The organism is Catenulispora yoronensis (assembly GCF_039531695.1).
In the GTDB taxonomy this organism is placed as follows: domain Bacteria; phylum Actinomycetota; class Actinomycetes; order Streptomycetales; family Catenulisporaceae; genus Catenulispora; species Catenulispora yoronensis.
This window is the reverse complement of the sequence record NZ_BAAAQN010000018.1, coordinates 81,473-93,627: the sequence shown is the minus strand read 5'-3', so window position 1 is coordinate 93,627 and position 12,155 is coordinate 81,473. Positions and strand designations below refer to the sequence as shown.

General features: G+C 68.8%; 12 protein-coding genes and 4 tRNA genes. 9 read left to right on the top strand and 7 right to left on the bottom strand.

The features are described 5' to 3' along the window. The first annotated feature begins 4 nt into the window (after positions 1-4). From dnaG to ABD481_RS17130, 3 genes are all read left to right on the top strand, one after another. Entirely contained in the window at positions 5-2,158 is a 2,154-nt protein-coding gene (gene dnaG / locus ABD481_RS17140) for a DNA primase (RefSeq protein WP_344666662.1), read from the top strand. Between the two features lie 182 nt (positions 2,159-2,340). Continuing rightward, on the top strand, positions 2,341-3,513 hold the full coding sequence (locus ABD481_RS17135; RefSeq protein WP_344666661.1) for an RNA polymerase sigma factor: 1,173 nt from the start codon (positions 2,341-2,343) through the stop codon (positions 3,511-3,513). Positions 3,514-3,616: 103 nt separating this feature from the next. After that, positions 3,617-5,188, top strand: a complete 1,572-nt coding sequence (locus tag ABD481_RS17130) for an FGGY family carbohydrate kinase (protein WP_344666660.1) — start codon at positions 3,617-3,619, stop codon at positions 5,186-5,188. Between the two features lie 456 nt (positions 5,189-5,644). Here the strand turns inward: ABD481_RS17130 and ABD481_RS17125 are convergent, their stop codons facing one another. Then, positions 5,645-5,992: a YtxH domain-containing protein gene (locus ABD481_RS17125; RefSeq protein WP_344666659.1), complete on the bottom strand. Its 348-nt coding sequence runs from the start codon at positions 5,990-5,992 to the stop codon at positions 5,645-5,647. Positions 5,993-6,187: 195 nt separating this feature from the next. Between ABD481_RS17125 and ABD481_RS17120 the strand changes: the two genes are divergently transcribed. After that, positions 6,188-6,260 (top strand) — tRNA-Asn (locus tag ABD481_RS17120). Between the two features lie 154 nt (positions 6,261-6,414). Continuing rightward, positions 6,415-6,488 (top strand) — tRNA-Ile (locus ABD481_RS17115). Between the two features lie 192 nt (positions 6,489-6,680). Here ABD481_RS17115 and ABD481_RS17110 read toward each other — a convergent pair. The 3 genes from ABD481_RS17110 to ABD481_RS17100 form a co-directional block, all read right to left on the bottom strand. Further along, positions 6,681-7,280 (bottom strand): hypothetical protein, encoded by a 600-nt coding sequence (locus ABD481_RS17110; protein ID WP_344666658.1) that lies wholly within the window; start codon positions 7,278-7,280, stop codon positions 6,681-6,683. Between the two features lie 269 nt (positions 7,281-7,549). Continuing rightward, the gene (locus ABD481_RS17105; RefSeq protein ID WP_344666657.1) at positions 7,550-7,672 is read right to left on the bottom strand and encodes a hypothetical protein; all 123 of its coding nucleotides are present in this window, start codon (positions 7,670-7,672) and stop codon (positions 7,550-7,552) included. A 658-nt stretch (positions 7,673-8,330) separates the two neighbouring features. Next, the gene (locus ABD481_RS17100; RefSeq protein WP_344666656.1) at positions 8,331-8,888 is read right to left on the bottom strand and encodes a hypothetical protein; all 558 of its coding nucleotides are present in this window, start codon (positions 8,886-8,888) and stop codon (positions 8,331-8,333) included. Between the two features lie 448 nt (positions 8,889-9,336). Here ABD481_RS17100 and ABD481_RS17095 point away from each other — a divergent pair, with 448 nt between their 5' ends. Then, positions 9,337-9,486 (top strand): hypothetical protein, encoded by a 150-nt coding sequence (locus tag ABD481_RS17095; RefSeq protein WP_344666655.1) that lies wholly within the window; start codon positions 9,337-9,339, stop codon positions 9,484-9,486. 89 nt (positions 9,487-9,575) lie between these two features. On the opposite strand, the gene ABD481_RS17090 is transcribed toward ABD481_RS17095, so the two are convergent. Together ABD481_RS17090 and ABD481_RS17085 are read right to left on the bottom strand one after the other, a co-directional pair. Then, the gene (locus tag ABD481_RS17090) at positions 9,576-10,154 is read right to left on the bottom strand and encodes a DNA cytosine methyltransferase (RefSeq protein WP_344666654.1); all 579 of its coding nucleotides are present in this window, start codon (positions 10,152-10,154) and stop codon (positions 9,576-9,578) included. 185 nt (positions 10,155-10,339) lie between these two features. Beyond that, positions 10,340-10,852, bottom strand: coding sequence for a DNA cytosine methyltransferase (locus ABD481_RS17085; RefSeq protein ID WP_344666653.1), 513 nt, complete (start codon positions 10,850-10,852; stop codon positions 10,340-10,342). 151 nt (positions 10,853-11,003) lie between these two features. On the opposite strand from ABD481_RS17085, the gene ABD481_RS17080 reads away from it, so the two are divergent. After that, positions 11,004-11,501 carry a hypothetical protein gene (locus tag ABD481_RS17080; RefSeq protein WP_344666652.1) on the top strand — a complete coding sequence of 166 codons (498 nt, stop codon included), beginning with the start codon at positions 11,004-11,006 and terminating at the stop codon, positions 11,499-11,501. 20 nt (positions 11,502-11,521) lie between these two features. On the opposite strand, the gene ABD481_RS17075 is transcribed toward ABD481_RS17080, so the two are convergent. Then, positions 11,522-11,746, bottom strand: a complete 225-nt coding sequence (locus tag ABD481_RS17075; RefSeq protein ID WP_344666651.1) for a hypothetical protein — start codon at positions 11,744-11,746, stop codon at positions 11,522-11,524. A 143-nt stretch (positions 11,747-11,889) separates the two neighbouring features. On the opposite strand from ABD481_RS17075, the gene ABD481_RS17070 reads away from it, so the two are divergent. Both ABD481_RS17070 and ABD481_RS17065 read left to right on the top strand, forming a co-directional pair. Then, positions 11,890-11,965, top strand: a tRNA-Met gene (locus ABD481_RS17070). Position 11,966: 1 nt separating this feature from the next. Beyond that, positions 11,967-12,038, top strand: a tRNA-Ala gene (locus tag ABD481_RS17065). The last annotated feature ends 117 nt before the right edge of the window (positions 12,039-12,155 follow it).

The following is a 12,155-nucleotide window of genomic DNA, read 5'->3' as shown; positions in this document are numbered from 1 at the left end:
CATCGTGGCTGGACGGATCAACGACGACGACATCGAGCGGGTACGCAAGGCGGCGTCGATCGTCGACGTCGTCGGCGCGGTCGTCCAACTGCGCAGTGCGGGCGGCGGAAACCTGAAGGGACTGTGCCCGTTCCACGACGAGAAGTCGCCGTCGTTCCAGGTCAGCCCGGCGAAGAACTTCTACCACTGCTTCGGCTGCGGCGTCGGCGGCGACGTCATCAAGTTCATGATCGAGTACGACCACCTCACCTTCACCGAGGCGGTCGAGCGGCTGGCGAGCCAGTATCGGATCGAGCTGCGCTACACCGAGGGCGGCTACACCAAGCAGGGGGAGCGCAGCGAGCGCACCCGCCTGATCGAGGCGCACAAGGTCGCCGCCGAGTTCTTCGTCGACCAGCTGGCCACCCCCGCGGCCGTCAAGGGCCGGGAGTTCCTGGCCGGCCGCGGCTTCGACGCCGCCGCGATCGAGAAGTTCACCGTCGGTTACGCCCCGGAGTCGTGGGAGGCGCTGGTCCGGCATCTGCGCGGCCGCGGCTTCACCGACCGGGAGATCCTCGCCGGCGGTCTGGCCTCCGAGGGCCGGCGCGGCGCGATGGACCGGTTCCGGAACCGGCTGATGTGGCCGATCGCCGATCTGTCCGGCGACGTCATCGGGTTCGGCGGCCGCCGGCTCACCGATGATCCAGAGACCCCCAAGTACCTCAACAGCCCCGAGACTCCGATCTACAAGAAGTCCTCGGTGCTCTACGGCCTGGAGATGGCCCGCCGCGAGATCGTCAAGCAGGAGCGCGCGGTCGTCGTCGAGGGCTACACCGACGTGATGGCCTGCCATCTGGCCGGCGTGCCGACGGCGGTGGCCACCTGCGGCACCGCGTTCGGCGAGGAGCACATCAAGATCCTGCGACGCCTGCTCGCCGACCGGAACCAGTTCCTGGGTGTCGAGGTGGTGTTCACTTTCGACGGTGACTCGGCCGGACAGAAGGCGGCCATGCGTGCCTATCTCGACGAGGACAAGTTCGTCACGCAGACCTTCGTCGCCGTCGAGCCCAACGGGATGGACCCCTGCGATCTGCGGCTGGCCAAGGGCGACGCCGCGGTGCGGGAGCTGGTCGCGACCCGGACCCGGCTGTTCGAGTTCGTGATCCGCGCCGAGCTGGCCAAGCACAATCTCGACGAGTCCGAGGGCCGGGTGCACGCGCTGCGTTCCATCGCCCCGATTGTCGCGAAGATCCGCGATTCGGCGCTGCGCAACGACTACACGCGCCGCCTCGCCGGCTGGCTCGGCCTGGAGGAGCGGGACGTGCAGCCCGCTGTGCGGCGGCTCGTGACGGCGTCCGGCAGCCGTGTCGACGACATCGTGATCCCGCCCGGCGACGGCGGCGGGCGCGGCGGCCAGTACGGGGACCGGCAGGGACGTCAGGGCTCGAACAACCGTCGAGGCGGCTCGGGCGGGGGCTACGGAGGGCCGGGCGGCGGCCCGGGCGGTGGCTACGGCGGCCAAGGGGGACAAGGCGGCCAAGGGGGCCAGCGCGGCTTCGGAGGCCCGGGAGGACAGGGCGGACAAGGCGGGCAAGGCGGATACGGCGGCGGTCGCGGTGGAAACCGGGGCGGTCGCGGCGGAGGTTATGAAGGCGGATACAGTGCGCCATCCGGGCCTGACGGACTTTTCGGGGTGGAAGCCGCGACTGTCCCCAGCAACCGTGATCCGGTGGCGGGCGCCGAACGCGAGGCCTTGAAAATGGCTTTGCAGTACCCGCAGCTCGCGGGTGCGACTTTCGACGGCCTCGCCCCTGAGGAGTTCACGGTCCCGGCCTACGCGGCGGTCTGCGCCGCCGTGCGCGGCGCCGGCGGCTGCGTCACCGGCAATGACAACAACTGGACCGGAAGAGTGCAGGATCAGGCCCCTGACGATGCCATCCGCGGTCTGGTCACCGAGCTCACCGTGGAGGCCGTCCATTCCCGCGGTCCGGCCGATGAGCGGTATGTCGCCGAAGTCATGACAAGGGTGCGCATCCACACCGTGGACCGGCGTATCAAGGACGTGAGATCACGGTTGCAGCGGCTCAATCCCGTTGCCCAGCAAGAGGAATACAACAAACTTTTCGGCGAGCTGGTCGCTCTGGAGCAATATAAGCGTGGCCTGGCCGAAGTCTCATAACGGTCACGGGCCGGTGAACCGTCGATGAAAAAATCTTGGCGCGCGAACGCGTGCCGAGAGCTGGGCGGCGGCTGATAACGCGTCAGTGATCATGTTCTGATTTCCGCCATCTGGGATATCCGGGCGACGGGTGGGGTAAGCGTGTGGCGAAGACGTCGCGAACCCCCCACTTGGAGCTTGTCGTGAACAGTGCTGTCGCACAGGGACCGGTAGCCCTCCTCGACACCCTCGCGCCGACCCGCCCCTCTCCCTCGTCCCCCCTCCAGGCCGGTGCCACCCTGGGTCTGGACGAAGAACCGGACGAGCTCGGTTCCCTGCGGATCACGGGACCTGCCGCACCCGAGATCGCAGAGCTCGAAGCGGCGCTGGAGGAGGAAGCGGAGACCGAGCCGGAGAAAGAGGCCGAGGCCGACTCGAAAGTCAATGCCTGGGCCGATTCCGCCGGACCGGCCGGAGACCTGTTCCGGCAGTACCTGCGCGAGATCGGGCGGGTACCGCTGCTGAACGCGGTCCTGGAGGTGGAGCTCGCACAGGCCGTGGAGGCCGGCCTGTTCGCCGAGGAGAAACTCACCTACGAGACCAATCTCAAGCCGCAGCTGCGCCGCGAGCTGGCCATCCTGGTCCTGGAGGGCCAGGCCGCCAAGCGCCGGCTGATCGAGGCGAACCTGCGGCTGGTGGTGTCGATAGCCAAGCGTTATCTCGGCCGCGGCATGTCGATCCTGGACCTGGTCCAGGAAGGCAACCTCGGCCTGATCCGGGCCGTGGAGAAGTTCGACTACACCCGCGGCTACAAGTTCTCCACCTACGCCACCTGGTGGATCCGGCAGGCCATGAGCCGGGCGCTGGCCGACCAGGCCCGCACCATCCGGGTGCCGGTGCACGTGGTCGAGCTGATGAACCGCGTGGTGCGGTTGCAGCGCCGGCTGCTGCAGGAGAACGGCGTGGAGCCCACGCCCGACGATATCGCCGAGGTGCTCGGCGTGGCCGTCGAGCGCGTGGTGGAGGTGCTGCGCCTGGCCCAGGAGCCGGTGTCGCTGCACGCGCCGGTCGGTGAGGAGGACGACGTGGCGCTCGGCGACCTCATCGAGGACGCCGACGCGGTCTCCCCGGCCGACTCGGTCGCGGTGGTGATGCTGCGCGAGCACCTGGACGCGCTGCTGTCCACGCTCGGCGAACGCGAGAAGCGCGTGGTGCAGCTGCGCTACGGGCTCACCGACGGCCAGCCCCACACCTTGGAGGAGATCGGCCGCACCTTCGGCGTCACCCGGGAGCGGATCCGCCAGATCGAGGCCAAGACCCTGGCCAAGCTGCGCGGCCACACCTACGCCGATCAGCTGCTTGACTACCTGCGATAGCGCTGGGTCACCATCAGGTAGCTTCAATCGCACTGAATTTGGTCCGAAACGGTTGGGCGACACCGGTTTCCGGCGCGCGGCGCATACGGCATGATCTGGCGTCATGCCGATCGTCGCGGGTATCGATTCCTCGCCCAGCACCACTCGGGTCGTCGTCTGCGACGCGTTGAGCGGAAAAGTGATGCGCAAGGCGGCGGTGGCGCACGCCGCCGCCGGCGACGACGACCCGCACGAGTGGTGGAACGCCCTGGTCAAAGCCTGTGACGGCGACATCCTGGACGGCGTCCAGGCGGTCGCCGTCTCCGGGCAGCGGCAGGCGCTGGTGACCCTGGACCCGGCCGGCGGCGTGGTCCGCCCGGCGCTGATGTCCTCGGACTACCGGGCCGCGAACTCCGCCGACGACCTGGTGACCGAGGGCGGCGGGCCGGGCGCGTGGACGGCGGCCGTCGGCTCGGTGCCGACCGCGGCCTTCCCGATAGCCAAGCTGCGCTGGCTGGCGCAGCGCGAACCGGAGAACGCCGCGCGGGTGGCGGCCGTGCTGCAGCCGCACGACTGGCTGACCTGGCTGCTGCTCGGCGGCGCGGCCGCGCCGATGACCGACCGCGGCGAGGCCTCCGGGACCGGCTACTGGTCCCCGTTCTCCGGCGACTATCGCATGGCCCTGATGCAGCACGCCTTCGGCCGCGAGGTCGCGGTGCCGCGGGTGCTGGGGCCGGTGGAGCCGGCCGGGACGACCAGCGCCGGGGTGCTGGTGGCGCCGGGCACCGGCTCGGCGATGGCGCAGGTGCTGGGGCTGTCGGCCGAGCCCGGCGACGTCGTGATCAGCATCGGCGCCACCGGCACGCTGTTCGCCGGCGGGCTGCCGCGCCCGGTCGCGGACCCGGTCGGCGCGGTCTCCGGCTTCGCCGACGCCACCGGCGGCTTCCTGGCGATGACCCGGACCGGCGAGGCCATGCCGACGCTGGAGGCGGCGGCCAAGATGATGGGCGTGGACCTGCAGACCCTGTCCCGGCTGGCGCTGGAGTCGACGCCGGGGGCGCAGGGCGTGGTGCTGGTGCCGCCGACGGCCGGGCAGCCGGGATCGCTGACCGGGCTGCGGCTGGCCCGGATGACGGCGCCGAACCTGGCCCGGGCCGCCGTCGAGGGGCTGCTGTGCGGCCTGGCCGACGGCCTCGACGCGCTGGCCGACCAGATGACCGCGGTGGGCACGCCGCTGCGGCGGGTGATCCTCACCGGCAAGGGCGCGCGCCTGGACGCGGTGCGGCTGATCGCGCCGGCGATCTTCGGCGTTCCGGTCGCGGTCGCGGTGTCGGCCTCGTTCGAGGACAACGCCGGGGGCGGACTGACGTCCACCGGCGTGTTCGCCGCGCTGGACGCCACCGGGGTGCCGCGGCCCGGATCCGGTCGGCCGACCGGCGCGGCGATGATGGGCGGCAGCGAGATCATGGCGATCGGCGCGGCGCGGCAGGCGGCGTGGGTGCTGGCGGCGTCGACGTCGCCGGCGGGGGAGGCGCTGACGGTGCCGCCGACGTGGAACGAGGCGGTGATGTTCAAGGACTCACCGAATGCCAAGTCCGGGATCGGGGCCGGGGTGCGGGCGCAGTTCGCGGGGGCGCGGGAGGCGGCGACGGCTTCGATGGAGGTTTTGGCGGCGCCGGGGGCTGCGGTGGGGTGAGGGGGTGGGGTGGGGGTGGGTTGAGGGACTGGCTGAGGTGCGGTGATGCTGGGCGGTGAGGGGTGGTTCGTTGGTGGGGGAGCAGGGGTGGGGGTTGGTCGGGGCGGGGGTTGGTTAGGCGGCAGGGGTTGGCTTGGGGGCGGGGTTTGGCTTGGGAGGGTTGGCTTGGAGGCGGCGGTGGAGGCGGCGGTGCGAGTGGGAGTGCGGGTGGGAGTGGTTCGGTCGGTCGGCGGTTCGAACCGCGGCCAAGAGGCGTCATCCGACCCGACGTCAACACACAGCTGATTACCGGCTTGTCGTGCCGGGGCCGGTCCCTGCCCTGCTTTGCCGTGCGTCTGCCCTCCTGGAGGCGGAGGGCAGACGCACGGCAGAGCGGGGGAGCAGGGGGTAGGGGGTTCTTGGTCCTTGCCGGGGCTTCGTCAGGCCTTGTCAGGTCCTGTCAGCTCCTATCAGGCCCTATCGGCCGGCTTGGGCGCCTGAGCGTCGTGGCGGGCCTGTGAGGTCCGTGGCGCCGTTCTTGTTCTCCTCGCCATCCTCGCCCTCGCTCTCCCCGTCGTGGTCGCCGCGGTGCCGCACGGTCTCCACCACGTACCCGACCGCCTCGCGGCCCTTGTGGGCGGTGGTCCGGGTGATCTCGAACGCTTGTACCTGGATCACGTTCGCGGTCTGCCGCACGGCCGGCGCCTCAGCCACCTTCCGCACCGCCGCCACGATCTTGTCGTACTGTTCCCGTCCGGCGCGCGACCCGAGCACATACCCGGCTCCGAGCCCGGCCGCCAACGTCAGCTTCGTCCCAGCCTTCATGGCAACCCCTCTACCCACCCATAGGCATCCGATGAACCGAACTTACGACGGACGGGCGACCACCCAAGGTTCCCGCACCCGGCCCCACCTGCCCCGGAAAGCCGATTGCGGATCTCCCCCCGTCATGCGCTAACCTAGTCACGCACGCCGGGCCGGAACCGCCGCAAAACGGGGCCACCCGCCGCGCCAGAACGATCCTGCATAGCTCAATTGGCAGAGCAGCCGGCTGTTAACCGGCAGGTTATAGGTTCGAGTCCTATTGCAGGAGCGCACGACGAGCGTCTCCGCTCGCGCGAAATCCAGCGCGATGCCGGGGACGTTTGCCGTCACTGGGGGAGTTGGTGACTGGGGAGGGTTGATCCGCCACGGCGCTGGGCAGATGCCCACCATCGCCGTCGCAGGCGGCGAAGCACTTCGCGCAAGGGGCGTTAGCTCAGCTGGTTAGAGCAGGGGACTCATAATCCCTTGGTCGTGGGTTCGAGTCCCTCACGCCCCACTTCGTAACAGAATGAAAATGGCGGCCCTGACCAGCATGTATGCAGGTCAGGGCCGATTGCCATCTATCAACTACTTGAATACTGGAGAGGCTCCCCCCGGGCTGTTGTACCCGGCTGTACCCGGCTTTCCACGACTGTATGTGGCTGTTCGCGGCACATACGCGGCACGCGATCTTGGGCACTTTCGCAGCTCAGTCGCTATGTGGATCACTATTCGAGGCTGCGGTCGGGATGTCGTACATTCCCTCCAGGCGTGCCCGCAAGCTCACCTCGTTGTCGATGACGTTGACGTAGGTGGCCATCAGGACCGTCACGCTATTGCCTGCCCACCGGGCTGCGGTGGCCGGCGGGACGCCGGTGTTGATCCAGTTGGTCAGGCACAAGTGGCGCCAGTCGTAGAGCGTCCTGGCCAGCGGGGAGCCCACCTGTTCTGGAGTCAAGACGAGTTCGCGGGCCCGTTTGAGAGCCTTGTCCAGCACGCAGTAGTTCAGCTCGCCGCCTCGGTATCCGGAAAACAGCCGGTTCTTGGCTTTGAGCTCCCTGTTCGTGATGTAGGCCGCGAGCTTGGTCGCTAGTACGGGATGTACCGGGACGGTCCTGGTCGCCCCCCTGGGTCGGGCCTTGAGCGAGCGGCGCTGACGGCGTGACCCGTCGTCGGTCCACCGTTTGTCGGTCTCCGGGGCCGCCTCCTCGAACGTCAGCTCGCCCCAGCCCTTTGGCGTGACGGGCGCAGTGAAGCTCTCGACCAGCAGTGGGGTGACTTCTTCGGGGCGGAGCCCGGCTCGATACATGACCTCGATCGCCAAAGATTGGGCTTCGCCGTTGCGGCTGCTATGCGCGACGGCGTCGACCAGGGCTTCAGCGGTGGCGGGGTCAGCCAGTCGGCGCTTGTCGACCGGTTTGATCGACTGGACAGGTTTGTTTGTGGCGGCTTCATGCGGATCTGGCCCACATTCCGTGATCCGGTAGAGCAGGTGACTGGCTCAGCAGCAGCGTTCAGCCTCGAACGATCGACCGCCGACAGCGCCTTCACGGCATGTGGGCCAGAGCCAGATCCACTTCAAACCGCCGCAGACATGTCGGGCGCGACCCGCACACTGGCCGGTTCCAGGAGCCTGCCATTGGGCGGGCGGCGCCAGAACGGCCAGATGCCGGGGCCGTAGAGGATGGCGTAGTCGTCCACGACGTACGCCCACACCTCCGGCAGCGGCGGGCCCGGGTAGGGGTGGAAGCGGGCGCCGGGCGGGTCGTCAGGGCGCAGAGCGGAGTGCAGCGGGGGATTCCTCTCATGAAGGCGGGGACGGCTGCGAGGCGTCGGGCGGGGTGCCGTCGCCGAGCCGGCGCAGCGCGGCGGCCACGACGTCGGCGAGCAGCCGCGGCACGCCGGAATGGCGGATGGCCTGGCCCAGCAGGCGCCACTGGTGCGGGTCCAGCTGCTCGCCGAGGGTTTCCCTGCTCGACCAGATCGCCTTGCACAGGCCGGCGTGGCGCCCGGCTATCTGGTGGGGCGTGCGCTCGGTCGCGGGGGCTGGCGGTTCGGTGAGTTCCAGGCCGAGCTCGGGAGCAGCTGCCGGTCTGTCTCGTTGTCGCCGTATTCCTCATCCAGGAGCTCGGCGTGGTGGTGCAAGTGGGTGTTGCATCCAGTCCCAGACCGTGTTTCTGTCGGGGCCGTCCCACAGCCCGCGCGGCACCTTCAAAATCCAGCGTTCGCCGACCCAGGCATCAGCCTGGGCGTTGACGATCACATACACCGTGTCGGTACCGGGTCAGGGCGCAGCTTCGCGGCGGGTCCGGGGCCCAGCCCCACCGCGAAGCCTAGAAAGCGAGCGGCTTTGGAATCGTTACGGCTTGCTCGGGTCCTCCCAGATGTTCACCGTCGCCGTCACCTTGAAGTTCGGCGTGCCGGCGATGGGGGCAAGCGTGATGTTCCCGGTGATGTCGTCGAACGGGTACATCGGGGTCGGGTCGTCCTGGTCGATCTCGTAGCAGACGCCCCCGGTGGTGCACAGGCCGGTGAGGGTGTAGCTCATGGCCACCGGGCCTGGGTTCATCCGGAAGGTGCCGTTGATGATGCCGTCCGGGCTCATGACGTGGATGGTGCCGGTCAGCGTCGCGAGGCTGAAGGTCAGGTTGACGGTGCAGGGGTAGACCGGCGTCTCCCCATCCGACGTCAGGGTGCATGTGTTGGTGGTGAGGGTGTAGTTCCCGCTCCCGGTCGGGGTGGCGGTGCCGCTGAACTTGATGGTGTCCGACAGCACCAGCGCCACTTGGCGGATGGTTGCGCCGGGTGCGTGGTGCGCGGAGGTTGCGGTGCTCGCTGCGGCGGTGCCCGATCCCAGCCCGGCTCCGAGGGCCAGCGCGGCTGTAGCGGCGCCCAGTCTGAACGTCCTGCTCTGCATCAGCGGTTCTCCTGTCCAAGGTCTTCTCGGCGTGGAGGGGACGGGCACGCCCCGCTGATCGGTCGCGGACGGTGCGCGCCCCGTAGCGGTGAGCATAGGACCGGGCGGGACGGGGCACCATAACACAGAGAACTGATTTAAAAGCTGTTTCCCCCTCATTCGCCGGGCGTCCCACGGTCCCGTTATCGCCTCAAGGCTGCGGGCAGCGCCTCGGCGACGTCGCAGACATTCAAGATCGCCGCCGCTGGCACGCTGTTCGGCAAGCTGTTGGCCGACGGCGTCACGTTCTTCCAGGCGCAGCGTGACGGCGCCGACGTCATCGCAGGGGTCCGCACTGCAAGTCCTCACACCTGCACGGCTCTGCGGCGAGCCTGTACGCCTGGCCCAAGTCCTGCTGTCGCGCGGAGGTCCGGTGGTGACGGCGTCCTGCGGGGTGGGATCGGTGGGGTTGGCGACGCGTGATGGCCGGGTGCACAGCCCGGTCAGCATCGCCATGTACACCGGGATCAGGTTCGGGGTGGTGGCGCGGGCGTTGTCCAGGTCCGCGCTGATGGCACGGCGGGTGACGGCGTCCATGGCGCAGTGCACGAAGTGGTGACAGCCGGACTGCGCCGCACGGTGCTCGGGGGTGTCGAAGCCGGCGAAGTCGTCGGGTTCGGTCACGAAGGCCTTCCTCGGGTCAGGGATTCAGGCCGCCAGTTGGACGGCCGGGCGGGGCGGGGTGTCGGCGGCCGGGGGCTGAATGGTGTCGCTGATCGGTTCGTCGGTGGGCTGCGCGGGTGCCGGGCCGTGGTCGTGTTCCCACTGCTGCCGGGCTTCGCGCAGCAGTTTGAACGCGGCGTAGGCCTGCGCGGGCACGACCCCGTTGCCGATGTGGGCGATCTGCTCGTTGACGGAGACGCCGGGTACCTGGGTGACCCAGCCGTCGGGTAGTCCCATGAGCCATTCGCAGAACCGGGGGGACAGCTTGATGCCGCCTCGCGGCCCTCGGATCACCGGAACCGGCGCGGCCGTCCCGGTCAGCGCGTCCCAGCGGTGTACGGCCGGCCCGAACTTGCCCCACCACTGCGCCGGGGAGTGGGGTCCGTCCGCCGCGGTGTCCTCGGGGGTGACGTCCAGCAGGAAGCAGACCTCGTCCTGGAGGGTGGGCCCGTGTCCGCCTGCTTTGCGGCAGTCCGGGTGCTGGGCGGATCCGTTGCGGCCAAGGTTCGCCGTGGCCGTCTTGAAGAAGACCGTCGGGTTGTCGTGGTAGAGCTTGGCCACCACCTCGTTGAGGGGGGCGGCTGTTCACCCTGTGCATGTTGGAGGCCGAGGACTTCCAGTCCCGGGCGGTCGGGGTGGGCAGCAGCGGGTAGTTCTCCGGGTTGTCCCGGTAGAGCTTCACCACGGTGGTGACCAGGTCCTCGCCGCCGGCGTGGGTGGGACTGTTGAGGGTGGGCCCGCGGTTGCCGTCAGCGGCCCGCACTGTGGGTAGGAGTGGCATAGGCGAACCACCGGTCACGGTGATGGGCGGCGCCGATATCTGAAGCTCGTAGAGTCGTCCAGCTCGTGTCATACCCGATCGTGTGAAGCGATGTGAGCACTGCCGCTTGTCCCCGATTTCGGATAGCGCTGACGTTCTCCAGGTAGACGTGTCGGGGTCGAATGATCCGAATGGCATGGGCGATGGTGAACCACAGTCCTGATCGCTCACCGGTGATTCCTTCTCGTGTTCCGGAGTCGGAGATGTCCTGGCAGGGGAAGCCGCAGGAGACCGTGTCAACCTTCCCGCGCAGCTGCTTCCAGTCGATATCCCGGGCGTCGCCCAGGTTGGGGGGGTCCGGGAACCGGACGGCCATGATCTTGCAGGCCGCCGGGTGAACCTCGGCGACCACCGTTGTCACGTCCCCGGTGAAGGCTTCCACGGCCACGGCCACGGCCACGGCCAGGCCGCTGTAGCCAGCGCACAACTCCAGGATGGGCATCGGCCCGCTTTCTGATCGAGAGCCCACTGGGCGGGGTGCAGCCTGGGGATTGGGCATCGAGTAACCCCCAGGTCGCGTCGTTGGGCAGGCCGAGCGGCGGCAGGCTCACGAGTGCGGCGGTCAGCCGCCGGTTGTGCAGCACGGTGAGGATGTGCCGAGCCGCTTCGCTTGCTGGGATCGAACCGCCGTCGGCGGCGATAAGTTCGCGGATGTCCATGGTGATCACGGGGCCGTCCCCGCGGTGGAGGCGGCAGCCGGACGGAGACTGGGAGATGTACAAGACCGATCCGTTCGGCAGCAGCACGGCTTCGATGGCGGTCTCCACGATCAGGTCGATGTGCCGGGGCCCGGCGCTGATCAGTCCGTATCGGGTGAGCCCGGCGGCGACCAGCAGGGACTCCAGCGCGTTGCCGGTCAGCTCGGGAAGCAGCGCGGGCCGATCGGCGTCCATTTGGCGCCGGACCTGAGAGGCCCGGGAGATTGGCTGTTCCTGCTCGCGACTGAGCAGGTAGTCCCACCGCTGCGGCTCGGTGTTGTCGGCGATATCGGCCAGGACACGTACGATCTTCGGGATGTCTGCGTGCGTCAGACCCCCAAGGTGGTCCAGCCGGCACAGATCGGCAGCTCGCACCGGTGCATGATGCGCTGACGCTGCTCGATCGGACCGTTTCAGGCGGTGTAGTGCCACCGGGTGGCGGTCACTGTCGGCTTGTGGTTCAGCAGCTCCAGGTCGACGTCGCGGAAGCGCTCGTCGTAGAAAGTGCCGTAGCCGTCGGACGGGCCGGCCACCCAGATGACGTGGTCGCTGGTGACCACGGTCTTGGCACAGAACCGGGCCCACGTCTTCGCGTCGGTGTGCGGCGGCACCACCGCCGGATCGAGTGTGCACCCCACGAGGGCCAGCATCTCGCAGACCACTGACACAAACCATTGTTCTGCTATGCCGTGTGGGGCTCCGCCGCAGTAGCTTCCCGAACCCCGGGGTTCCGCAGGAAAACCGTTCGCGCTTCATGCTGCTCACCAGCGACTATGGTCCAGGCGGGGTGGAGAAGTTCGGTCGTTCTCGCGGGTCTCATAAATCCGAGGTCGCCGGTTCGAATCCGGCTCCCGCCATGGGCTTGTGGTGTCAACGGCAGCACGGCCGCCTTGCACGCGGCTGGTCCGGGTTCGAATCCCGGTGAGTCCACTTTGTGACGCTTTACACCGAAACGGCGGCATCATCCTCGATGATGCCGCCGTTTCGTCGTTCCCGGACGCCGTCGAGACGGCCGTCATGCGGTGGACGGTGACGAACGGCTCGATC